The organism is Limnofasciculus baicalensis BBK-W-15, assembly GCF_024178385.1.
In the GTDB taxonomy this organism is placed as follows: Bacteria; Cyanobacteriota; Cyanobacteriia; order Cyanobacteriales; family Coleofasciculaceae; genus Limnofasciculus; species Limnofasciculus baicalensis.
On record NZ_JAMZMM010000054.1, the window covers coordinates 1 to 22421 of the forward strand.

21 protein-coding genes, 1 pseudogene and 1 riboswitch are annotated in these 22421 nt (G+C 40.9%); of the genes and pseudogenes, 17 read left to right on the top strand and 5 right to left on the bottom strand.

Features of this window, described 5'->3' with window-relative positions; genetic code table 11:
• The first annotated feature begins 364 nt into the window (after positions 1-364).
• The 3 genes from NJ959_RS07880 (at position 365) to NJ959_RS07890 (ending at position 3443) form a co-directional block, all read left to right on the top strand.
• Positions 365-1126, top strand: coding sequence for a PEP-CTERM sorting domain-containing protein (locus NJ959_RS07880; protein WP_254011207.1), 762 nt, complete (start codon positions 365-367; stop codon positions 1124-1126).
• Between the two features lie 417 nt (positions 1127-1543).
• A complete protein-coding gene (locus tag NJ959_RS07885; RefSeq protein WP_254011208.1) occupies positions 1544-2257 on the top strand; it encodes a PEP-CTERM sorting domain-containing protein in 714 nt (237 codons plus the stop codon).
• 412 nt (positions 2258-2669) lie between these two features.
• Positions 2670-3443: a PEP-CTERM sorting domain-containing protein gene (locus NJ959_RS07890; protein ID WP_254011209.1), complete on the top strand. Its 774-nt coding sequence runs from the start codon at positions 2670-2672 to the stop codon at positions 3441-3443.
• A gap of 280 nt (positions 3444-3723) precedes the next feature.
• Here the strand turns inward: NJ959_RS07890 and NJ959_RS07895 are convergent, their stop codons facing one another.
• Positions 3724-6249 carry a hypothetical protein gene (locus tag NJ959_RS07895; RefSeq protein ID WP_254011210.1) on the bottom strand — a complete coding sequence of 842 codons (2526 nt, stop codon included), beginning with the start codon at positions 6247-6249 and terminating at the stop codon, positions 3724-3726.
• 623 nt (positions 6250-6872) lie between these two features.
• Positions 6873-7265, bottom strand: coding sequence for a DNA sulfur modification protein DndE (dndE, locus tag NJ959_RS07900; RefSeq protein ID WP_254011211.1), 393 nt, complete (start codon positions 7263-7265; stop codon positions 6873-6875).
• An 87-nt stretch (positions 7266-7352) separates the two neighbouring features.
• On the opposite strand from dndE, the gene NJ959_RS07905 reads away from it, so the two are divergent.
• Together NJ959_RS07905 and NJ959_RS07910 are read left to right on the top strand one after the other, a co-directional pair.
• Complete coding sequence (locus tag NJ959_RS07905) at positions 7353-7577, top strand: DUF167 domain-containing protein (protein ID WP_254011212.1); 225 nt, start codon at positions 7353-7355, stop codon at positions 7575-7577.
• 158 nt (positions 7578-7735) lie between these two features.
• Positions 7736-7951: pseudogene (locus NJ959_RS07910) on the top strand (DNA cytosine methyltransferase); the annotation flags it as partial.
• Between the two features lie 217 nt (positions 7952-8168).
• Here the strand turns inward: NJ959_RS07910 and NJ959_RS07915 are convergent.
• Both NJ959_RS07915 and NJ959_RS07920 read right to left on the bottom strand, forming a co-directional pair.
• The gene (locus NJ959_RS07915) at positions 8169-8375 is read right to left on the bottom strand and encodes an RNA-binding S4 domain-containing protein (protein ID WP_254011213.1); all 207 of its coding nucleotides are present in this window, start codon (positions 8373-8375) and stop codon (positions 8169-8171) included.
• Positions 8372-8773, bottom strand: a complete 402-nt coding sequence (locus NJ959_RS07920) for a hypothetical protein (RefSeq protein WP_254011214.1) — start codon at positions 8771-8773, stop codon at positions 8372-8374. Before NJ959_RS07920 ends, NJ959_RS07915 begins: the two co-directional genes overlap by 4 nt.
• Before the next feature lie 380 nt (positions 8774-9153).
• Between NJ959_RS07920 and NJ959_RS07925 the strand changes: the two genes are divergently transcribed.
• The 6 genes from NJ959_RS07925 to NJ959_RS07950 all read left to right on the top strand — a co-directional run bounded on the left by NJ959_RS07925 (position 9154) and on the right by NJ959_RS07950 (position 13766).
• A complete protein-coding gene (locus tag NJ959_RS07925) occupies positions 9154-10050 on the top strand; it encodes an AMP-binding protein (protein ID WP_254011215.1) in 897 nt (298 codons plus the stop codon).
• Positions 10044-10343, top strand: coding sequence for an AMP-binding enzyme (locus tag NJ959_RS07930; RefSeq protein WP_254011216.1), 300 nt, complete (start codon positions 10044-10046; stop codon positions 10341-10343). Before NJ959_RS07925 ends, NJ959_RS07930 begins: the two co-directional genes overlap by 7 nt.
• 30 nt (positions 10344-10373) lie before the next feature.
• The gene (locus NJ959_RS07935) at positions 10374-10976 is read left to right on the top strand and encodes a chorismate--pyruvate lyase family protein (protein WP_254011217.1); all 603 of its coding nucleotides are present in this window, start codon (positions 10374-10376) and stop codon (positions 10974-10976) included.
• Positions 10977-11312: 336 nt separating this feature from the next.
• Positions 11313-11561 (top strand): phosphopantetheine-binding protein, encoded by a 249-nt coding sequence (locus tag NJ959_RS07940; protein ID WP_256528933.1) that lies wholly within the window; start codon positions 11313-11315, stop codon positions 11559-11561.
• Positions 11561-12736 carry a glycosyltransferase family 4 protein gene (locus NJ959_RS07945; RefSeq protein ID WP_254011219.1) on the top strand — a complete coding sequence of 392 codons (1176 nt, stop codon included), beginning with the start codon at positions 11561-11563 and terminating at the stop codon, positions 12734-12736. Before NJ959_RS07940 ends, NJ959_RS07945 begins: the two co-directional genes overlap by 1 nt.
• A gap of 193 nt (positions 12737-12929) precedes the next feature.
• Positions 12930-13766 carry a phosphopantetheine-binding protein gene (locus tag NJ959_RS07950; protein WP_254011220.1) on the top strand — a complete coding sequence of 279 codons (837 nt, stop codon included), beginning with the start codon at positions 12930-12932 and terminating at the stop codon, positions 13764-13766.
• A gap of 15 nt (positions 13767-13781) precedes the next feature.
• On the opposite strand, the gene NJ959_RS07955 is transcribed toward NJ959_RS07950, so the two are convergent.
• A protein-coding gene (locus NJ959_RS07955; protein WP_254011221.1) for an IS630 family transposase occupies positions 13782-14655 on the bottom strand; the annotation gives its coding sequence in 2 pieces (ribosomal slippage) (positions 13782-14324 and positions 14326-14655; 873 coding nt in all).
• Positions 14656-14754: 99 nt separating this feature from the next.
• Between NJ959_RS07955 and NJ959_RS07960 the strand changes: the two genes are divergently transcribed.
• From NJ959_RS07960 to NJ959_RS07985, 6 genes are all read left to right on the top strand, one after another.
• Complete coding sequence (locus NJ959_RS07960) at positions 14755-16020, top strand: FGGY-family carbohydrate kinase (protein WP_254011222.1); 1266 nt, start codon at positions 14755-14757, stop codon at positions 16018-16020.
• 181 nt (positions 16021-16201) lie between these two features.
• Complete coding sequence (locus tag NJ959_RS07965; protein ID WP_254011223.1) at positions 16202-17533, top strand: MFS transporter; 1332 nt, start codon at positions 16202-16204, stop codon at positions 17531-17533.
• Positions 17534-17688: 155 nt separating this feature from the next.
• Positions 17689-17784: riboswitch (TPP riboswitch) on the top strand.
• Positions 17785-17791: 7 nt separating this feature from the next.
• Positions 17792-19165 (top strand): phosphomethylpyrimidine synthase, encoded by a 1374-nt coding sequence (thiC, locus tag NJ959_RS07970; protein ID WP_254011224.1) that lies wholly within the window; start codon positions 17792-17794, stop codon positions 19163-19165.
• Positions 19166-19358: 193 nt separating this feature from the next.
• Positions 19359-20195 carry an Rpn family recombination-promoting nuclease/putative transposase gene (locus NJ959_RS07975; protein WP_254011225.1) on the top strand — a complete coding sequence of 279 codons (837 nt, stop codon included), beginning with the start codon at positions 19359-19361 and terminating at the stop codon, positions 20193-20195.
• 109 nt (positions 20196-20304) lie between these two features.
• On the top strand, positions 20305-20667 hold the full coding sequence (locus NJ959_RS07980) for a VOC family protein (RefSeq protein WP_254011226.1): 363 nt from the start codon (positions 20305-20307) through the stop codon (positions 20665-20667).
• A 95-nt stretch (positions 20668-20762) separates the two neighbouring features.
• Positions 20763-22049, top strand: a complete 1287-nt coding sequence (locus NJ959_RS07985; protein WP_254011227.1) for a recombinase family protein — start codon at positions 20763-20765, stop codon at positions 22047-22049.
• Positions 22050-22421 lie beyond the last annotated feature (372 nt).

Sequence of the window (22421 nt, forward strand, 5' to 3'; positions counted from 1 at the left end):
ATGAGGTACACCCCAGAAACCCGGTTTCTTTGAGAAACCGGGTTTCTCTGTATTATTAGGTAATAAATACCTATATAAAGACTATGAAATTACTAAATAATTTCTATCTTTTGTGAAGGTGAGATGAAGCAATAATGGTTTCGATGAAGATTCAGTAAAGAATTGGTTTTTCTATTGCACATCTCAAGGTTTTGTAGTTATCTTGAATAAAGAAGCGGAATCAGAGAAAACACAGGGATAACAGCTAAGTAACCTATAGGTAGGAATTGACGGATAGAGAGCTGGAATCGCTTGGTTTATCTCCTTAATTAGCCGACGAATAAGCCGAACATTATTTTCGATATACCATTCAGAGGATCGATCCATGAATCGCCAACTAACGTCAATTTTTACAGGTTTAATTGCTGGTACTACTTTAGCTGTAGCCGCTGTTCCCGCTCAAGCTTTTAGTCTCCAGCCAAATTCAGATGGGACGATTATGTTTGACAAGGCAACTAAAGTAGACTTTACTTTCGTAGAGTCTCGTGGTATGTTCCGGTCAGACTTTCTCGTTTACAATACTCAAACTAACCAATCTAATATTCTATTTTCAGAAAATCGTCCTGGATACGATCGTCCTGGCAGCGATGCTAATGGTGACTGGTTAGGAACTTGTGGCGTAACTGTTACACCTGCTCCTTGCACAACATGGTATATGTTCGATGCTGGTGTCAAGTACAAGTTTGGTCTAACTGCGCCACAGGGTCAGACTGAATACACAGCCGCCGCCGGAACCTTTGATGAAGGTGTAGCCATTGCGCCAATGACAACTCTTACAGGACCCATGCCAGGATTTATCAGCGATGCTGATGTATACAACCGCAGCATGGTAGGACCAACTACGATCAAAAACCAACCAGGTGGTGTTGGTAATGTGGCTAATTGGGGGTTTCAAAAACTTGACACGAGTAAGTACGACTTTTTCGTAGCTATTAATGACTCCCATAAAGTCGATGGTGATATTCAAGATTTCATCGTTGGTGCTGACGTTAAAGACGTACCTGAACCCGCTGCATTGGCTGGTTTAGGATTGGTTGCTGGCGCGATGACATTCTTACGCCGTCGCAAAAACAATCGAGTTTCCTAGTTTGATGGACTGGGGATAACAGTTACACGGTGGACTTAGATACACTAAGAGAAAGATCCCCGACTTCTTGGAGAAGTCGGGGATCTTAAATGTATAGAAGCTATACTCGACAAAACTTTCAGATTCTATAGGTCAGTCTATAGTTCCTAGTCGTGTGAAGTTTTGATGAAGAAAACTAGTGACTTCTATGAAGATTTGATGAAGATGTGGTTTAGGGTATTGCAAAGCCCAATACTAAGACGCTACTGTATATCAAAGAGGAAAAACAAGGATTTAATCAAGGGCGAGCCAAAGATAGGTAAAGGTTATACAAATATATATTGTTAATCTGCGATCGCTTGATTTTCTATCCGGTAAGTAGCCAATAGTCTCATCAGGATACATTTCTTACACAGTTCATCACTAGGTAAAAACTTAATGAAAAATCAGACCATTTCCATCTTTGCCGGGTTAGTTGCTACAAGTACTCTAGCTTTCGCCGCTTTTCCTGCTCAAGCTTTCAGTCTAAATCCAGCTAATGATGGGACATTCACCGCTAAAGCAGGTGATATGGTGGACTTTACCTTCTTAGAGTCTCATGGGATGTTCCGGTCAGATTTTGGTATTTATAATGCTGGAACGATGGCACTAGTTGACACTCTATTTTCTGAGAAAGCTCCAGGATACGATCCCGGCAGCAATGATCCGAAGAATGACTGGGAAGGAACTTGCGGTAAAACTGTTACGACTTGCACGGTTTGGTACAAGTTTGCTCAGGATGGTAATTACAAGTTTGGACTCACCGCACCAAAGGGTAAAACAGAGTTTACACAACACACCGGTAATTTTGCTGATGCAGCCACAGCACCTATGCCAGGGATTATCAGTTGGGCTGATTCATACAAGTTTGATACAACAGGACCAACTGCTCTGAGCAAGGGTAAACCTAGCAAATTCAAGACAATTTACACGAGTGGCTATGACTTTTTCGTAGCAATTAATGACTCTAATAAAGTCGATGGTGATATTCAAGATTTCATCGTCGGTGCTAAGGTTAAGCCTGTACCAGAACCCGCTGCATTAGGTGGATTAGGGCTAGTTGCTGGCGCTATGACATTCTTACGCCGTCGCAAAAACAATAAAGCTTCCTAAGTTGGCAGATTAGGAAATAAAGAAGGTAGCTGAGATTGATTCCAGCTACCTTTTTTTGTAAATTACAGCAATTTTCAGGTATGTGAGATATAGAGAAATGGGTTTCTCTGTACCTCTCATAAAAACCCGGTTTCTTTGAGAAACCGGGTTTTTATGTAACTTACATACCTGGAAATTGCTGTAACTAATGGTATTTCTCCCAACCACCTAGAAGTGCTTTTCACCAAAACTTCACAGAAACTTTATGTAAAATCCTCAACTTATGAAGACTTCAAGAAGAAGCGCAAAACCTATAGACAAGGATGGTTAAAGACAGATATAACTTTAAACAAGGAATAAATAATCCAGTAACCACCTGTAAGGCAACCAATAAAAATAAGTTGCTAATCCAAGGGTTAACTGAATAAACACAATGAATTCACAAAATCTTGACTTTCGGGGATTGACTACCATGAAACCTACACTAATTCCTAGCCTAAGTATCGCCGCTGCTACAGCTACTGCCGTTTTCAGCCTTGGGGCTGCTGCGCAAGCTGCTACTTTTTTGGGGCTTGACGCGACTCCTACACCTGGTACTGCTATTCAGAATACCACCGGAGATGTTCCCTACAAAGCCAGTACATTCACAGGAGATGGCAAAACCTACGAATTTAGCGTACTTACACCAACTGGTTTGGGTTCAAGAGGGATGGCTACATCGGACTTTGGCTTCTTCGTTAACGGCAGCTTTACCTCTCTCTTCAGTGAAAGCCAAAAGGCTAATGGGGGTTCCAACAACGCCAATGATTGGTTGGGAACCTGTACAGCCGACAGCAATGGCAATGTGACTATCAAGCCCTGCACCATTGACTTTACTTTTGCTCAAGGTTCTACCTATCAGCTAGCACTGAAGAATAATGGCAAGGTAAGCACTGGTTTCGGTGTGTATCAGAAGGATAGCTATACCTTCAACTTAAAGTCTGATGAACAGCCAAATATGACAACTATGACTGTCTCGGAAGCAGGAGCTTACTTCATCGGTGCTGAAGATGGTATGTACAACTCACCCAACGGTGGAAAATATTCTGACTTCCAGGATTGGGTTGTTAAGGTTAAGGCTGTGCCTGAATCGAGTACTGTTGGAGCTGTGTTAGGTTTAGGCGTGGTAGGCTTGATGAGCCTTCGTCGCAAAGGGATCAAAGGTTAATTGGTAGATTTTTTAGCCTAAGTCAATTTTTAGCAAGTTAGGAAAAGTAGTTAGATGAGACTTCTAACTGCTTTTTTGTTCTGTAGATTAATGTTTCAATCTATCTAAGACAAGACTTACGAAGTCACGCTACTGATAATGACGATGGTGCGTTACGCTGCGCTAACACACCCTACTGAAAAACTAAACTAAATCGAATGAGTGAAGTACACGGCAGAAACCCGGGTTTCTTTGAGAAACCGGGTTTCCCTGTACCTCACTCACTTTAAATCTGCTGTATTTACCATTGTAAATCGGCTATATTTGGCTCTTCATCATCGAAACCAATTTCCGAGGGAGCAGGTAAATTATCAAGATGCAACACTACGATGTTGAGCTGATTTATCAATTCTCCGATCGCAATTTCTAACTGTTCAATTGCTTGTGTAACCACTTGGGGCTCGCGTTGTTGGTGCAAAGTATCAAGCTGATTGTTTATTTGAGAAATCGCTCCTCCTATTCCACTTAAATTAACTGTTGGAGGAGTAGGTAGATTCTCCATACACAAAGCCATGGCGTTCAATTGAAACTCAATATCTGATATGGCATCCTTATCTAAAGGCGTGGATGGAGAATCAGGACGAAAGATCATAGTAGTTAGTTGATCTGTTAGTTGGGTAATCGCATCTCCTAACTGCTCAATTGATTGGATTTCTGGTCGAGCATTAACCTGTTCCTTTAAGCTGTTTAATTGAGTGTTTATGTCTGTGAATACTTCCTCTAAAGCACCGAGATCGACATCTAGGGGAGTCGGTAAATTACCCAGGCGCAAAGCAATAGTATTGATCTGTTGTTGTATTTGAGCAATTGCTGTTTTTATTTGCTTAATTGCTTGTGTCTCTGGTTGGTTGTTGAACTGTTGGTTTAAGGCATCAATCTGACGATTAATCTCTAGGATTGCTCGATCTTCTTCATTTAAGTCAATATCTTGGGCAATCGATGAACTATCCAGAGGTGATGTGGTAGCGTCTCCTTGAGTTTTTGGGGTAGTTTCTGGTTCCTCATTTTTCTCAACTTCTCCATCAATTAGCGAACGATCTAGAAGTGAGGAAATGTCATTATCCTGACGCTCTATGGTCGTTATTTCTGCTTGATTTTGTTCTGTTTCTTCAGAGACAGGATAAGTATCTAAACGCGAAGTTAATGCGTTTATCTGTTCGCAAATATCTGAGATTGCTTCCTCTAATATTTGGAATTGCTCTGTGGTTTGTGACTGGTTTTGAGCCTGAAACTGTTGGCGCAGTTCGTCTAGTTGACCAGTAATATAAACGATCGCGCTTTCTACGCCACTGAGATCAACTTCTGGAGTAGTTTGTGGCAGATTGCTAATAGCATTAAGTTGGGTAGTTAACTCATTAATTACTTGAGTTTCTGATCGATTATTAAACTGTTGGTGGAGTTCATTTAGTTGAGTTGCCAGTTGTGCAATTGAGCTTTCTACGCCACTTAAATCCACTTCTGGAATAGTTTGTGGCTGATTAGTAATTGTATTGAGTTGGGTAGTTAATTCATTAATTACTTGAGTTTCTGGTCGATTATTAAACTGTTGGTGTAGTTCATTTAGTTGAGTTACCAGTTGTGCGATGGCTTCGCCTGACTGCGCGATCGCGCCTTCTACTCCACTAATATCTACTTCTGGAGTAGTTTGTGCTTGATTACTAATTGCATTGAGTTGGGTAGTTAACTCATTAATTACTTGAGTTTCTGGTCGATTATTAAACTGTTGGTGGAGTTCATTTAGTTGAGTTGCTAGTTGTGCGATGGCTTCGCCTGACTGCGCGATCGCGCTTTCAATTTCAGTTAGATCAACCTTTGGAGTATCTGGTTGCTGATTAAGAAACAAGAGAAGAGCGTCGAGTTGTTTTGTTAAGTCAGTAATTTCTTGGGGTTCTGATCTATTATTAAACTTTTGGTCTAGAGAATCTAAATGACTGCTAATGTTAGCGATGGATTCACCCATTTTCGACATCGATTGTTCTATTGCAGTGACTTCAATATTCGGGGCTGCCGATATCTGATTTACCTCTAATGTTAATGCTTCTAATTTACTGTTGGTATTGGCAATTTCTGCCTCTATATTATTTAGATCAATATCAGAAGTAGGAGGTGGCTGATTTAAAGACACAGACATGCCATTGAGCTGCTCAGTTAGCTGTACAATCGCTGTTTGCAGCAAGTCTATTACTTGGAGTTCCTGTCGGTTATAGAACTCTTGGTTGAGATTATTGAGCGAATCGGTAATTTGTGCTATCGCTTGTTTCAATTCTTCAATATTTTGGTTATCTGATGGCTCATTTAAGAGTCTAGTCAGATTGTCGAGCCGCATATTGATGTTGGGTATTTCTTCTCCTATTCGGTTGAGATCGACATCTAGGGGAATCGATAACCGATCCACACGTAAAACTAAGGCATTTAGCTGATCTGATAGTTGAGCAAGAGCGATTTTAGATTCTTCTATCGCTGGTTTCTCTGGTCTAATTTTGAACTCTTGACTGAGACTATTGATCTGACTATTGATCTCTGGTAATGCCTGAACTTCTTTATTTAAAGCTTGAACTATCTGATTAGTTTGTCCCAGTCCACTTTTGATATTTTCATCAATTTGTTGTTGAAATTGACGGCGATTAAGTATATTGAGTCCAAGTGCTACAGTCATGGGCGCTGCGGCATAGACTACCTGCTTAGATATCACCGCCGCAACGGTGCCTACAGCAGAGCCAGCGAGGAACAAATATTCGGCATTATCTATCCAGGATTTTGATTTCATGTCGAGTTTATATAGTGATGGTTTGCTGTTTGCTCTTGGTTGGGATGCGAATAATCAATGGTTCACTAATTACAAATCAAAGGGATCGTCGCACTGATAACTTTACTCAAAGTAGATGTTTCTACTGGTAATTTTGGATACATTTACAGGAGATTGTAGGTTGATGAAGCACCCCCCAGAAACCCAGGGCTGTTTCATTCTCAAATTTTACGACAGATTGAAATCTGTCGCTACACAGACAAAACCTGCCTTCGCAGGTTAGCAAGTCTTGCATTAGCTTATTAACAAATAAGTTGAACCGCCGAAGGGCGGTTTAGGCTGTGTAGCAAAAGGTTTTAACCTGTTGCTGCAGGAGAATGAAACAGCCCTGCCCAGAAACCGGGTTTCTTAAAGAAACCCGGTTTCTCTGTACCTCGCGTACCTGAAAAGTGCTGTATATGGAAGTCGAGCAAGTTGACATAGTTGCATCTTAAGCCTGAGCAGGGATACGCTATTAATTACCGAAGGAAGTTATATCTTTCCGGATTATTTACGGAGATGTCCGCTTTCAGGGTGTAGAGTGGGTAATGACCGCAATCTACCGTGGGATGGGATTACAGGTTGTTTGATGGATATGCCCCAGCCTAAGTTTGAGGCTCGAGAGCCAATTCAATCAAATCCTCAATTTTCTTAATATTTAGATCCCCTGCTAGATAACCAATGCCCCGATGAAGGTGGAGACGAAATTGGGTGACGAGGGTTTCCTTGTCGCTCCCTAATCCATCATTTTGGCAGCGTTGTTTGAGGGCGATTAACAGAATATCAGCAATCTCTCCCCCAAAAACCCGCCAGGTTAATTCTACATTAGAGTCAGCGGGGATTGGTACGGGGGAAGGGATGGTGGGTTCAGCCAGGGAACGACAGAATGCCCAGCGGCACAGGATATTCCACTGATCGATTTTGGTGTTCCGCTTTAGCTTTGTGAGTTGATCTTTGGCTGATTGGGAGAGTTTAAAACGGTCAATTGGTGATTCCATAATGGGGAGGTTTAAGTTTTAAGTTTTGAGGTTTGACGTTTGAGTTTTGTTAACGCAGTGGTACGAATTCCGTTTTAAGTTTTATAAATGAAAAAGCAAGTGAAAGTTAAGCCTAATTCTAAACAGCAAAAGATAGAAGAATCTGAAGATGGGACACTGATAGTTCACCTGAAGTCACCGCCTGTTGATGGGAAGGCTAATAAAGAGTTGATCGATCTACTAGCCAAAAGGTTTAATGTGCCTAAGTCTAAAATCATAATTAAGTCTGGCTTATCCTCAAAAAATAAAGCGATCGAAATTGATACCAACTGATAACAGCTAATTATACTATCATAGTCTCGTTCAAGATGCAACAGTTAATCAATCGAAAACCAATCTCTATTTCCCTCTTTACAGGTGCTTTTGGTTTGGATCTTGGTTTAGAAAAAGCGGGTTTTCACACGGTAGCTGTAGTCGAAAAAGACATATAACTTAGACCTCTTAGTGTACGTGAATCGGCGATGATTCAAACTTTTCCTGATGACTGGTATTTTTGTGGTTCAGTAACTTCTAGATATCGGCAAATTGGCAATGCTGTGCCAGTACTTTTGGCAAAAGCAATTGGCGATCATATTTACAATTTGATTCAGGGAAATACGCCACAGGGAAAAGAAATGGTAGAACAACTTTCGCTTTTTTCCCTGTAGGTAGATATAGTGAAGGAGGGAAAGCGAGTTGGTAGAATCTCATAACTTGCACCAATGTCAAATGGCGGTTAAAACCGCATCTACACAAACAAAACCCGCCGACGCGGGTTAGTCAATAACTGCCTTTTAGTCTGCCTTGGCAGACTTTGTTTGTGTAGCCGCGAATTCATTCGCCCGGGCTTATTGCAAATGGTGCAAGCGATCGGTAGAATACAAATTAGGTATTCAAGTCAACATTGTAGGTTTCTCCTTGTACCATTACGGCATCACCCGATCCTAATTTACGCCCCCGTCTAGTCTCAGTTGCACCATTAACTTGCACTTCACCATTTTGGATCATTACTTTAGCTTCACCGCCAGTGCTAGCAATACCAATCCACTTGAGAAATTGGTCCAGCTTAATCGTTTTGGTTTCAGTAGTCATGATGCGCTGCCCATTCCTCTGCGGCTGCCACCAGCTAATGCAGGTATTTTTTGCTCTTGAAGCTTTCGCAGCTCCAGCATTAGATTATCACCACTGCGACGCGCTTCCCACTTTCCAGAGTCAGAATCCCGGATACTCCAGTCTCCCTGCATGAAATCTTCATCTTCATTAACAGTGCCGCTGTAATTAATGAGAGTGGATGAGGTGGTGAGATAGCGTTTGGTGAATTGGATACGCCTTCCCATCACTTCACCAATTAATGTCGCTTCTCCCAGGTAGCTGTCATCGAGAATATTGCCAGTTAGGGTATTGCTGCTTTGCAGTAGTGTCGCCTCAAATCTAGTCGGTATTCCCAACTGCCAGTAGGTTCCTAACCATGTGCCGCTCAGATCTGCCATAAAACTATTTTATTTCTGATTGTAACTCGCGAGGGCGTGTTTTCAAACCATGGAAAGGCACTCTTCGTAGCGGTAGCGACGCTCAAGAGTGTCAGAATCTGGAGATAAAACCTTATGTTTCATCGATAACTTATCACAAAAATACAGGTTTGTAGTCTGGATTCTGCATTTTTAAATACCTTTAAAAAAAAATATTAGAACAATATTTTAGTCGAAATAGGCTGAAAAATTAAGACAACGCCATCCTATTGATAAAACAATTTTTTCTGGATAACCTTGAGATATGAATTGTCTTGGCTCTTAAGTATTTTTTTATGGGTGTCAAGTAAGAGTTAATTAGTTCACCTATAGTACGAGCAATCCAGAACATTTTTTTTCAAATGAATATTTTTAGTCATGGGGCAGTAGCAACAACTAGCCATAAAAATGTCTTGACCGATGGACAGCTAACTTGTGATTATCTGGAAATTCCTGATATCTGGAAAAAGATTCAGAGATATTTTACCGAAGGAGAGATTAACACTGAAGATTGCCTGGTATTGGAATGCGATAATTCTCTGCCCAGTGCGTTGGTTTTGCTGTATCTTTTGGAGAACGGTTATAGTTTTCTCCTGTTACCAAAGGAATCTAACGCGCCTCCAGGCAGTAATGCTAGTTCATTTATACCGAAATTTTGTCGATATCGAATTAAAGCTGAAACTTCGCTCAGTACGGAAAGTACTACTGATTTAAGAGATATTGAGCATTTGTTTTCCCTCAGTGAAAACGAAGATTGGATTGGATATCAGATAAATCCTAAGTTTCCCCAACTCTACTTACGAACTTCAGGTAGTACTGGCACTCCTAAAATAGTAGTACACTCTCACACCAAGCTGATGAAAAATGCTAAAAATTGTGTGGAGAGATTGACTATTAACAGTGAAGATCGCATTGCAATTCCCGTACCAATCTTTCACATGTACGGATTAGGTGCAGCATTTTTACCAAGTATTTTGGCAGGGGCTGCCATCGACTTGCAGAAAAACTCTAATCCGATAAAATATATTCAGCGAGAACAGGAATTTAATCCGAATATTGCCTTTACAACCCCAAGCTTTTGTGATACATTACTAAAAGTACGCAGGGTAGCCAGAGAATACAAGTTTACCGTTGTGGCGGGCGATCGCCTGAAAGTCAAGACATTTCACCAGTATGAATCATTGTGCGGTTGCTTATTACCATTGTACGGTAGCACGGAAATGGGAGCGATCGCAGTGTCAATCGGGATGGTTTGTTAGTTTTCTTTGGGGATGTGGAAAAAGCAATCGCAACTATTCCCGGTGTGGAAACGGTGGCAGTTGTGGCTAGAGGAGAAACGCTGCGGGGGAAGGGAATTATTGCTTACTGCACTCTTACTCCGGGGAAATCTCTTAATCAAGAGGAGATTCAAACCGCTTGTTTTGAGATTTTGCCAAGGAGAGCAATTCCGGATCGCATTTGTATTCTAGAAGCATTGCCGTTGTTACCCACTGGCAAGGTTGATCTACAAAAATTGGTTGACACTGCTACTTCAGTAAACAAAAATAAATAGTAAGGTCAAACAAAATATTCATGGAGTCTAATGATGCCAGCGTCAGCAATCAACGAAAAACAGATAAACCAGTACGAGTTGATGAGACCAGATTTAGATGACTCATTAGCGCGAAACCATATTGAAGCATCTAAGCTGAGTCCTTTTCAAAGAATTTTATTGACTACTGATGGCACCGTAACAGAAATATTGGAAGCTTACTTATTTGAACCAATGCGGATAGTTAAGTTGTCCGAAGAAATCGCGGCAACCAAACAAGATATTCCCTACCTAAATTTAAAAGTAGGTAATGAGGTAATTGACAGAAAAATATTACTCCAAGGTAAAATTAGTCGCAAAAACTTTATTTATGCCGAATCTATCATTGTACCTGATAGATTAGAGCCAAAATTCAGAGATCAATTACTCAACTCAAAAATACCCATCGGCAAGCTATGGCTAGAACATAGAAGTGAGACCTTCAAGGAAATCGTTGATTCAAGTCAAGAACCTGCGGAAAAATTATCTGATTATTTTCAAATATCAAAGGAGGATAAGATGCTATCTCGGACTTATCGGGTCTTTTCTAATCGCCAACCGATCATGATGATTACAGAGAAATTTCCGGCAAGTTACTTTGTCAAAGATTTTTAATGGGAGTGATATTAATGTTTCTTTCAGATGTCATGCTTCGATCCCCCCCAACCCCCCTTAAAAAGGGGGGAGAATAGTTTTCCAAGTCCCCTTTTTCAAGGGGGATTTAGGGGGATCTAAACTTAGTTCTCAAAATCCCCCTTGAAAAAGGGGGATTTAGGGGGATCTAAACTTAGTTCTCAAAGTCCCCTTTTTCAAGGGGGATTTAGGGGGATCTAAACTTAGTTCTCAAAGTCCCCCTTTTCAAGGGGGATTTAGGGGGATCTAAACAGCAGCAATCAGTAAACAATAAACAGGTATTGAGGTAAAACCATAAATGAAACGATTGTCGAGAAATTGAAAACTCTGATTTTAGAAGAGTTGGACATGCCTTTAAAGACAAAAAATATTGATGAGAATACAGCACTAGATGGAGAAGGGCTAGATTTAGACTCCCTCGGCTTTGTGGAGTTAATTGTCCTCGTAGAACAACATTTTGATTTTCAGTTTTCCGAGACGGAGATTAATCTAGAAGCTTTTAAAACAATTGGCTCTTTATCAAGGCTGATTGCTAATAAATTAACCCCGTCAGAGAATGTAGCGTAATGATGCCAAATTCGATACCCAAATGTCTCAAAGTTGCTCATGTCATTCCCGAACTGAACCTCAATATAACAGGCGGTGTAGGGGTGTTTTTGCAAACGCTGACAAGCTGTTTAGATCGCGATCGCGTTGAGAATGTCATCGTCACCTACAAATCCGACCAGAGCGATCGCAATTTTTTTCAGGATTTGAGCATTCCCGTATTCAGTCGCTTACTGACAGCGGATGAAGAAATTGAACCTTCCATTCAGGTAATGGAATGGTTAATGGAAACCTTTCAAACTATTAGTCCAGATGTAGTTCATACCAATTTATTTTGGGGAGATACCCTCGGACGACAAGCTGCTGATCGAGTCAAAGTCCCAGTAATTGTTACCACTGAAAATAACCGAGATTTACATGAGAATTCCCGACAGCAACGCATCAAGCGAAAACTGGCGAATTTAACAGATTGCATTATCTGTGTTTCTGAAGGAGTCAAACAACATCTTCGCGAAGTGGATGGGGTTCCAGACGAACTAATGATGACGATATATAACGGTATCATTTTAGAAAAATATCCGTTTGATTGTCGGGAACCAGAAAGTCAATCCCCTCTGTTTGTTTCTGTTGGCAGGTTAGAGCCTCAGAAAGTACCTTTACGTTTAATTGAGGCGTTTTCAGTTATTGCCGCAGAATATTCAGATTGCCAACTTTCTATTATTGGTGATGGCAGTTTGATGAAAAATTGTTGCGATTCCGTTGCCGCATTCGGGTTAACTCAACGGGTTCAGTTTTGGGGATATCAGCCCCAACCGTGGCGCACTACTCCTCCTGGCAGTATCTTTGTCATGACTTCTGATTATGAAGGACATCCGCTAGTTGTTTTAGAGGCTATGGCAACTGGGCATCTCTGTATTATTCCCGATATTCCTGGCATTCCTGAAATGGCTGAAGCTGGTGTAGAAGCGCTGATTTACAAAGCCGGGGATCGCTCAAGTCTCCTGGCGGCGATGGGATCTGCCTTGGAGATGCCATCAGCACAACGACAGCAAATCATAAAAGCCGCACGCGCCAGAGTGGAAATAGATTTTGATGCCTACAAAATGGCAGAAAAATATCTTCACTTGTATCAAAAACTCTATGCCGAAAAGGAAATGCGAGTTATTAAGCGTCAACTCTTAGCTAGCAACTCATAGGGAATTGCATTCAAAAAGCAAATTAAATTAGCTCCCCTCTCCTTGCAGGAGAGGGGTTGGGGGAGAGGTAAGTTTTAGATATTTGAAAGCAACTTGATATCAACACTATCTTAAGGAGGTAGCTGATGGAAAAACGTCTCAAAATTGCCAATGTCATTCATACATTAGATAAAAGCGAATGGGGCGGAGTCGGTTGAGTCAAGTTACCTTAGAAGCGCAACAACATCAGGATTTGCCCTTTCAGACTCTATCTGAGTTTCCCAATCTAGCTCGAATTCCATTAAATAGAGCCACTTTCATCTTACAAAATACACCATTTCGCCCCTTAGAATTAGCAGGTATTGCAGTTAAACCTTTGAAAAAAGAACAGGAAACAGCAGATTTCGAGCTATTCCTGTCAATGAGAGAAATTTTAGGAGAACTCAATGGGCAACTTCAGTATAAAACAAATCTGTTTGAGGAATCTACCATCGCTCAAATGGTGGCTAATTTCCAGATATTACTGGAAAGCATTGTTGCCAATCCAGCCCAACCCCTTGATTCTCTGTCAGTTAAGGTAAAAAATAACACCTTTGTGTCAGAATCTGATAAATCTAGACAAGAATCCCCAGTAACATTTATCGCACCTCGCAATGAATTAGAACGACAACTAACAAAAATTTGGGAGAAAGTTTTAGGTATCCAACCCATCAGTATCACAGACAATTTCTTCGATTTTGGCGGACACTCCATGCTAGGAGTACGACTCTTCTCTGAAATTGAAAAGATATTTGGGAAAAATATCCCTCTAGTTACTTTATTTCAGACACCGACAATTGAACAACTAGCTAGTATTTTCCACGCCCAAGTATCGTCAGGATCTCATTCCTGTATCGTACCAATCAAACCTGATGGTTGCCAGCCACCTTTCTTCTTTATCGGCTCCATAGGTTATGCCCAAAAACTTGCACCTTATTTAATATCTCCAGGAGTTATTCCTGTATCCTCTTCTTCAGGAGAAGATGATACAGTTTCCGGCTCCCAGTTATAGCAACCGCCAGGGCGGTTAAGCCGCTGTGCGAAGCACAGCTTCCATTGCATCCCTGAGACAGTCGAATTGAGTTAGTTGTTTACGAATTCGACTTTTTAGCCATGACCAGCAGCGCTCAATTTTGTTAAGATCAGGTTCAGAAGATGGCAAGTATTTTAACTGACAACCTGCGGCTTCAATTAATTGAAGAATTCGACCACCTTTATGAAAGGTGGCATTATCAGCAATCACTATTTGTCCCGGTTTTAGCGTTGGGATTAAACAAGTTTCTAGCCAAGTTTCAAACACGATTCGATTACAAGAACCCTCCACAGTAAATGGAGCCAATAACTGACCATCACAATAACCAGCAATCATATTAACTCGCCCTTGTCTTTTGCCACTTTTTAGAGCATAAAAGCGGTTTCCTTTTTCGTTCCAACCATAGCTATAATCTTCTCTATTATCCATCCCCGACTCATCTATATACACTAGCTCCTGCGGCATATACAGCGTTATCTCTTCTTTAAAGAGAAGTCGTTTAACTTCATCCCTTTCTTGATAACCATAAGTTTTTTTTACGACTGAAGCCAATTTTCTTTAATCCCCGTGATATGGTACGATCACTAATTTCTTCCCTCCATAGTTTGGCCATCTCTACTTGAGTTTTATCTCCATTAAGCTCGACAAATTTGGTAAATTCTCCCCAATCAGTAATTTTGTGTCCATTACCAGACGGTTGATTCGGTAATGCTTGAAAATCCCCCGTCTCCCGTTCCCGCTTCAGCCATAATCTAATTGTGTTGCGACTAATACTGAATATCTCGCTGGCTTCAGTAATCTTTAACCCATCAAGCTTGATGGCTTGGATTACCTTTTGACGGAGATCGTAACTGTAGGGTTTGGGCATGGGTTTCCTTCCAGCACACCTGGAGTAAGATTAAGGTCTACCTCCATTATATGGCTCAACCGCCTTGGCGGTTGCTATAAAACTCAAAACTCTCTTCCCATGAATTTCTACCTCGGTATTGATTTTGGCACATCGGGCGCACGAGCTATAGTTATTGATTCTGACAATATTATTCAAGCGGAAGCCCAATATTCTTTTGCTTCAATATCTGGCACTGACTTAGCAGGAAGCTGGCGGAATGCTTTGTTTAGCTTAATCGGGCAAATTCCCCAGGAAATAATAAAGGAAATAAACGCGATCGCAATTAATGGTACTTCTTCTACGGTACTCTTGTGCGATGCCGATGGCAATCCTCTCGCCGAGCCTATCTTATATAACGATGGACGTGGATTAGCGGTGATGGCACAATTAAAAGCAATTGCCCCACCTAATCATGTTGTCTTAAGTGCTACTTCTAGTCTGGCGAAACTTCTGTGGCTAAGTCAAAACTCCCAAGTTAAAAGTAAAAATTACTATTTTCTCCATCAAGCGGATTGGTTAGCTTTTTTATTGCATGGTAAGCCAGGAATTAGTGACTATCATAATGCCCTCAAGTTAGGTTACAATCCAGAAACCTTATCCTATCCTGATTGGCTACAAAACTTACCAGAAATATCAATATTACCCCAAGTTCTGGCTCCGGGAACGCCAATTGCTGAAATAACTGTAGAAATTGCTAATAAATTGGGATTGACACGGAATTGTCTTGTTTGTGCTGGCACTACAGATAGTATTGCTGCTTTTCTGGCTAGTGGTGCAAATTCTCCTGGTGAAGCGGTGACTTCTTTGGGTTCCACATTAGTATTGAAACTATTGAGTTATACCCGTGTAGAAGATATCCGATATGGAATTTACAGTCACAGGTTGGGAGATTTATGGTTAACAGGTGGTGCATCGAATACGGGTGGGGCAGTATTGCGAGAGTTTTTTAGCGATAATGAATTAGAATGCCTGAGTCGGGAACTTAACCCAAAGAAAGAGAGTTTATTAGATTATTATCCCTTACTGAAACCGGGGGAACGTTTTCCAATTAACGATCCTAATCTCACTCCTCGACTGGAACCAAAACCAGCAAGATCTGTAGAATTTCTCCATGGTTTATTGGAGAGTATAGCCCGAATTGAAGGACGAGGATATCAATTATTACAAGAGTTAGGAGCAACTCGTTTAACTCATATATATACTGCTGGTGGTGGGGCGAAAAATATGACTTGGACTGCTATTCGGGCACGTCAGCTACAGGTGCCAATTCTGCCATCTGCTCATACTGCGGCTGCTTATGGTACTGCTTTATTGAGTAAATCTCAATTGGATGGGCTATCGTAAAAATATGGATGGATATCTGATATCAAGGATGAAATTACTCAGGAAGTAATAATTAGATGTTTTTAACGCCTAGACGCGCAGCGGCTTCTCGCAAGAGTAGGGCGCAAAGGGGGACGCAAAGGGCGCAAAGGAATTAGGATGAGAAGATATAATTTTAGGAATTAGCGATCGCGTTGTCAATATGTCAAGAAATCTTACTGATTCAATCCCTCCTCACTCTCAGGTTAAAGTACTTTGGTTACAGGTGCTGGGTTTAGCAGGGATCCAGGGAGCAATTACTCTCTGTTGGGTGATTTATAAGTTATATTTGCCTAAACTTTTGGTTCAGTTTGGTTTTCCTGTAGGGTTGGGTTTAACTCTGCTAATTATTGAAAACTTATTAGCAGCAGTAATGGAACCTTTAATGGGTGGTTTGTCTGACAAAACCCGGCATTGGATGGGGACGCGGTTTCCTTTTATTTCTGTGGGTGTGGTTTTGTCATCGGCGCTATTTATCTTGATTCCCGCTATAGTTATATTTGGTAAGCCGACGGTGGTTTTTCGGACAATATTGCTGATTGTGATTATTTGTTGGGCTTTGGCAATGGCGGTATTTCGCAGCCCCGTTATGTCTTTGTTAGGTAGATACTCCACACCTACTACATTACCTTTAGCCGCAAGTCTATTAACTTTGACAGGTGGATTAATTGGCTCGCTGCAACCTTTAACGAGTAAGATTTTTTTAGGATGGGGACCAGCTATTACTTTTGCTATTGGTTCGTTTGTCTTACTATTAGCAACAACTATTCTACGTTTCATTAACCCACCAGAAATAGTAGGAGATGAGAGGATGGGGGATATAGAGGAGAATTTAATTCCCCAGTCAGGGCGAAGCATTTGGAGAGTCAAATCCTGGTTAAACAATAAAAGTTATCCCCCAAATGCTTCGCCTCTACAGAGAATTGTCCCCACTCCCCACTCCCTACTCCCCAATCTAGGATTACTATTTCTGACAGGGGCTATGGTAACTTGGGGTGCTAGTTTTTTTATGCCCACTATTCAGAAATGCTTGACAAACCAGCTTGGTGCTGCAAAAGTGCCCTCGGTAATGTTCATAATTGGTATTTCCTTAGCTTGTGCCGCCTTGCCAGGAGGCGCGATCGCAACTAAACTAGGAAATAGTAAAGCGATGCTATTTGGGATTGGGGTAATTATCCCATTAATACTCATGATATCCAGTACCAAAGGAGTAACCACCACAATCATAATAGTTATTGCGATCGCGAGTTTCAGTTTAATTATGAATGGTGCCATACCCTTTGCCCTCTCCATGATACCCCCTGAGCGTGCGGGTTTAGGGATTGGCATGTATTTTGGCGGAGTCACCGCTGGGGCAGGATTATTTGGACTAGTATTTCCCCATCTAAATTCTCTCACACCGATAACTACCGCTATTTTAAGCGCGATCGCATTTTTAGTCGCAGGTTGCGCCATCGCCCTTAGTCAAAAATTACCCTCAACAACGAATAACTAGACAAAATTATCTATTTCTTCGTGTCTTTGTGTCTTTGTGGTGAAAAAATCATCCACCCAATCCGCCCTCCTGCCCAGTTACTTAAACAATTGATACAAAAAGTAAATTTTTTCTTTACCTAGAAAATTTGACTCAGATCGAGTGATACAATTCACAACCATAGCTAGGGGTGTCCGAGCGCTCGGACTGAGACAGTCCCTTAGAACCTGAGACTGGGTAATACCAGCGGAGGGAAGCTGTTTATTAAGGATATCAATAATGCGAACAGAATGGATTGCCAAACGGCGCGGGCAAGATAATGTTTCTCAAATGCACTATGCCCGCCAGGGTGTCATCACTGAAGAAATGCAATACGTTGCCCAGCGGGAAAACCTGCCACCTGATTTAATTAAAGAGGAAGTGGCACGGGGTAGGATGATTATCCCAGCGAACATTAATCATCCTAATTTGGAACCGATGGCTATTGGTATTGCTTCTAAATGTAAGGTGAATGCTAATATCGGCGCATCTCCTAATTCTTCTAATTTAGATGAAGAAGTTGCCAAGCTGAATCTGGCAGTTAAATATGGTGCGGATACCGTGATGGATTTATCCACTGGTGGCGGTAATTTAGATGAAATTCGCACCACTATTATCAAAGCTTCTCCTGTGCCAATTGGTACTGTGCCAATCTATCAAGCATTAGAAAGTGTCCATGGCAACATGGAAAATCTGACACCGGATGACTTTCTTCATATAATTGAAAAACATGCCCAGCAAGGCGTGGATTATATGACAATCCATGCCGGAATTCTGATCGAACATTTGCCCTTAGTCAGAAACCGGATTACCGGAATTGTCTCTCGCGGTGGCGGTATTCTGGCGAGGTGGATGCTGCACCACCACAAACAAAATCCTCTCTATACCCACTTCGGCGATATTATCGAAATCTTCAAAAAATATGATGTTTCTTTCAGTTTAGGGGATTCCCTTCGTCCCGGTTGTACTCACGATGCTTCCGATGACGCTCAATTAGCAGAATTGAAAACATTGGGACAATTAACCCGGAAAGCTTGGGAACATGATGTCCAAGTAATGGTAGAAGGACCAGGACATGTACCGATGGATCAAATTGAGTTTAACGTCAGAAAACAAATGGAAGAGTGTTCTGAAGCACCTTTCTATGTTTTAGGTCCACTAGTAACAGATATTGCTCCCGGTTATGACCATATTACCTCAGCAATTGGGGCAGCTATGGCGGGGTGGTATGGGACAGCAATGTTGTGCTATGTTACACCGAAGGAACATTTAGGTTTACCCAATGCCGAAGATGTGCGGAATGGATTAATTGCCTATAAAATAGCCGCCCATGCTGCCGATATTGCAAGGCATCGCCCAGGGGCAAGAGACAGGGATGATGAGCTATCCAAAGCGCGTTATAATTTTGATTGGAATCGTCAATTTGAATTATCTCTCGATCCGGAACGTGCCAAAGAATATCACGATGAAACATTACCAGCAGATATCTATAAAACTGCTGAATTCTGTTCCATGTGTGGTCCCAAATTCTGTCCGATGCAGACTAAAGTTGATGCGGATGCTTTGATGGAATTGGAGAAGTTTTTGGCTAAGGAAGCTGTAACTCACGGTTAGTGTAATACACCTCTTGTCTAAATCCGATGAGGGCGAAGCATTTGCAGATAGAAATCCTGATTTACCAGATAAATCCGGGCGCAAATGCTTCGCCCCTATAGATTGAAATTGATGGAAGTTGATTTGGTATAATTAGAGAATGGTATAAGTTATCGATACTGCCAATATTTCAACCAATGGAGTAAAATAACTCATGACCTTCATTAACCCCAAAACCGACTTTGCTTTTAAGAAAATTTTTGGTGCAAAAAAGAGCAAAGATATTTTAATTAGTTTCCTCAATGCTATTCTATATCAAGAACAAAAGATTATTCAATACCTAGAAATTATTGATCCCTATCAAGCACCTCGGATTAAAGGTATTAAAGATTCTTACTTAGACGTGAAGGCAATAATTACTGGAAACAAAACTGTGATTATTGAAATGCAGGTATTAAACCTCTTAGGGTTTGAGAAACGGGTACTATACAACGCGGCAAAAGCTTTCTCAATTCAACTTGGGGTGGGTGAAGATTACAACTTACTCAACCCAGTAATTGCCTTGACGATTACCGACTTTGAAATGTTTCCAAATACGGCTAAAATCATATCTAGCTATTGCCTAAAAGAAAAGCAAGATTTAACAGATTACACTGATGATATAGAATTAGTATTTGTGGAGTTACCCAAGTTTGCTAAAAAGCTAGAAGAATTGGAAACAGTAACAGATAAGTGGCTATACTTCCTCAAGAGTGCCAATACTTTGAGAGAAGTACCACCAAGCATGGCAGTAATCCCGGAAATTAATCAAGCTTTCGATATTGCCAGACAGAGTAAACTAACTAAACGGGAGTTGGAATCACTGGAAAAGCGAGAAATGTTTATTCATGATAGTCACAATGCGATTCTGAAAGCAAAACAGGAAGCGAGAGAGGAAGGGATGAAAGAAAAAGCATTAGCAATTGCTAGGGAACTTTTGGATGTACTGGATATGGAAACAATTAGTCAGAAGACTGGCTTGAGTATTTCGGAAATTCAAAAATTAACTTGAATTAGTTATAATAAATTACCATTAGTTAGAACTATTGGCTAATATCTTAAGTCCATTATGATGGAATTCAATTATAGTGTTATCTTAAAATATAACTGAACAAAAAATTATGCAACTTACTCAGTGTCTCCATACCGCCATTATCGTATCAGATTTAGAAAAAGCCGAATATTTTTATACTACTATCTTAGGAATATCTAAAATAAACCGCATCTTAAAATACCCCGGAGCTTGGTATCAAGTGGGCGATTTTCAAATACACCTTATCCACGATTCCAATATCAGAACAGAATTACAAAACTCAGAAAAATGGGGTCGCAATCCTCATATTGCTTTCTCTGTTACTAACTTAAATGAAGCCAAAACTCAATTATTAGCACATGGCTATCCCATCAAAATGAGTGCCTCTGGTAGAGAAGCTCTATTTACCCAAGATCCAGATAGTAACATTATTGAATTGAGTCAAGGTTAGTTATTACAAATGGGGAGTGGGGAGTATGGAATGGGGAATAAAGTTAAAAGTCATGCACTAACAACAAACAACAAATAACCAACAACCAACAACAAATGAAAATAATCGCCTATATCTACAGTAATCCCCTACTAGAATCACCCCCCGAAGCGACAATGTGGGGTTGGGAAATAGATGGGGTTTATCAAGACTTAGGCGGAAGGGTAGAATTACAAAAACTATTAAAAGATTGCCAAAGCGAACCCGCAGAATACCTATTAATTCGCCGTTTGGAAGAATTAGGAGATTCAATGAATGAAATTTGCGATCGCATTTCCCAAATAGAAGCCACTGGCGTTAAAATAATTGCGATCGAGCAACCCTATACTTCAAATAATCAACAACCAGAATTACTCCAACTACTCGGTGAAATCCAGCGAGAAACCAATTCTCGCCGCCTCCGTGAAGGACATGCTAAAAATCGGATTAAAACCCTGCCACCGCCAGGAAAAGCCCCCTACGGTTACCGAAGAGGAAAAGATCGTTATATTATCGATCGCAGTACCGCACCTGTAGTTAAAGATTTCTTTGAACAATTTTTACTATACGGTTGTTTGCGGGGTGCAGTGCGATATTTAGAAAAAAAATACAATAAAAAAATATCAGTTGCTACTGGACATCGTTGGCTAACTAATCCCGTTTATCGAGGAAATATTGCCTATCAAAATGGCGAAATTATTTCCGATACTCATAGCCCTATTTTAAACCGAGAAGAAGCCGCCCAAATCGATAGATTACTCCGTCGCAATCGTCGCTTACCTCCCCGTACCGCCAGCGCCCCTCGTTCCTTAGCAGGTTTAATTGTTTGTGGGGAATGTCAATCTCACATGACAGTTACTAGCGTTACTAAACCACGAAAAAAGTGGGAATATCTTTATCTCCGCCCCATTAATTGTCCTAACATTTCTAAATGTAAGGCGATCCGATATGAACAAGTTTTAGAGCGAACAATTCAAAGTATTTGTCAGGAATTACCCCGTGCAGTAGCCCAGATGAATATGCCCAGTTTAGATGGAGTAAAACAATCTTTAACTGGTAAAATTACCCAACAAAAAGGTATTCTAGAACAACTGGATAATTTAACCAAAACAGGCGTATTAGATCTCGAAACAGCAGAATTACGCGCCTACAAAATCAAAACTGAAATCTCTCAAATCCAAGCTAGGCTTGCCGCACTGCCACCTGTGAATTTAAACGCGATCGCACAAACAGTATCCATACCCCAATTTTGGACAGATTTATCAGAATCAGAGCGGCGATTTTACTTCCGAGAATTTATCCGCCAAATTGAAATAACTAGACAAGATTCAAAATGGCAATTACAACTAATTTTTATTTTTTAGATTTATTATCGGTATTGTATTCTCAACCTTCACTCTGGGCTACCTATTTATTTTTCCGGATTATTTGATTGAAGCTATGTAAATTCAAGTACCCAGACTATAGGTGAAGCATTATAGCGGATTGCAGTCGGATGAAGTACACAACAGAAACCCGGTTTCCTCGTACACAAAAGAAACCGGGTTTCTATCTACCTCACTTACCAGAAACCTGGTTTCTATCTACCTCGTTTCTTCAAGAAACCGGGTTTCTATCTACCTCGCTCACTTGCAAAGCGCTGTAGCATAAGCTTCTTGCATCTTATCAAACCCGTGCTAGCAGTGACATCTCCTACACCAACCTGAGTACAGGTATGGTGTAGGCTTCCAAACCAA

Bases quoted from the DNA above. Each gene is read 5' to 3' on its own strand.
- NJ959_RS07905 (WP_254011212.1), top strand. From the start codon at position 7,353: ATGAAAAAGCAAGTGAAAGTTAAGCCTAATTCTAAACAGCAAAAGATA.
- thiC (WP_254011224.1), top strand. From the start codon at position 17,792: ATGCGAACAGAATGGATTGCCAAACGGCGCGGGCAAGATAATGTTTCT.
- NJ959_RS07885 (WP_254011208.1), top strand. From the start codon at position 1,544: ATGAAAAATCAGACCATTTCCATCTTTGCCGGGTTAGTTGCTACAAGT.
- dndE (WP_254011211.1), bottom strand. From the start codon at position 7,265: ATGGAATCACCAATTGACCGTTTTAAACTCTCCCAATCAGCCAAAGAT.
- NJ959_RS07880 (WP_254011207.1), top strand. From the start codon at position 365: ATGAATCGCCAACTAACGTCAATTTTTACAGGTTTAATTGCTGGTACT.
- NJ959_RS07895 (WP_254011210.1), bottom strand. From the start codon at position 6,249: ATGAAATCAAAATCCTGGATAGATAATGCCGAATATTTGTTCCTCGCT.
- NJ959_RS07915 (WP_254011213.1), bottom strand. From the start codon at position 8,375: ATGACTACTGAAACCAAAACGATTAAGCTGGACCAATTTCTCAAGTGG.
- NJ959_RS07975 (WP_254011225.1), top strand. From the start codon at position 19,359: ATGACCTTCATTAACCCCAAAACCGACTTTGCTTTTAAGAAAATTTTT.
- NJ959_RS07960 (WP_254011222.1), top strand. From the start codon at position 14,755: ATGAATTTCTACCTCGGTATTGATTTTGGCACATCGGGCGCACGAGCT.
- NJ959_RS07920 (WP_254011214.1), bottom strand. From the start codon at position 8,773: ATGGCAGATCTGAGCGGCACATGGTTAGGAACCTACTGGCAGTTGGGA.
- NJ959_RS07925 (WP_254011215.1), top strand. From the start codon at position 9,154: ATGAATATTTTTAGTCATGGGGCAGTAGCAACAACTAGCCATAAAAAT.
- NJ959_RS07935 (WP_254011217.1), top strand. From the start codon at position 10,374: ATGATGCCAGCGTCAGCAATCAACGAAAAACAGATAAACCAGTACGAG.
- NJ959_RS07890 (WP_254011209.1), top strand. From the start codon at position 2,670: ATGAATTCACAAAATCTTGACTTTCGGGGATTGACTACCATGAAACCT.
- NJ959_RS07965 (WP_254011223.1), top strand. From the start codon at position 16,202: ATGTCAAGAAATCTTACTGATTCAATCCCTCCTCACTCTCAGGTTAAA.
- NJ959_RS07945 (WP_254011219.1), top strand. From the start codon at position 11,561: ATGATGCCAAATTCGATACCCAAATGTCTCAAAGTTGCTCATGTCATT.
- NJ959_RS07980 (WP_254011226.1), top strand. From the start codon at position 20,305: ATGCAACTTACTCAGTGTCTCCATACCGCCATTATCGTATCAGATTTA.
- NJ959_RS07985 (WP_254011227.1), top strand. From the start codon at position 20,763: ATGAAAATAATCGCCTATATCTACAGTAATCCCCTACTAGAATCACCC.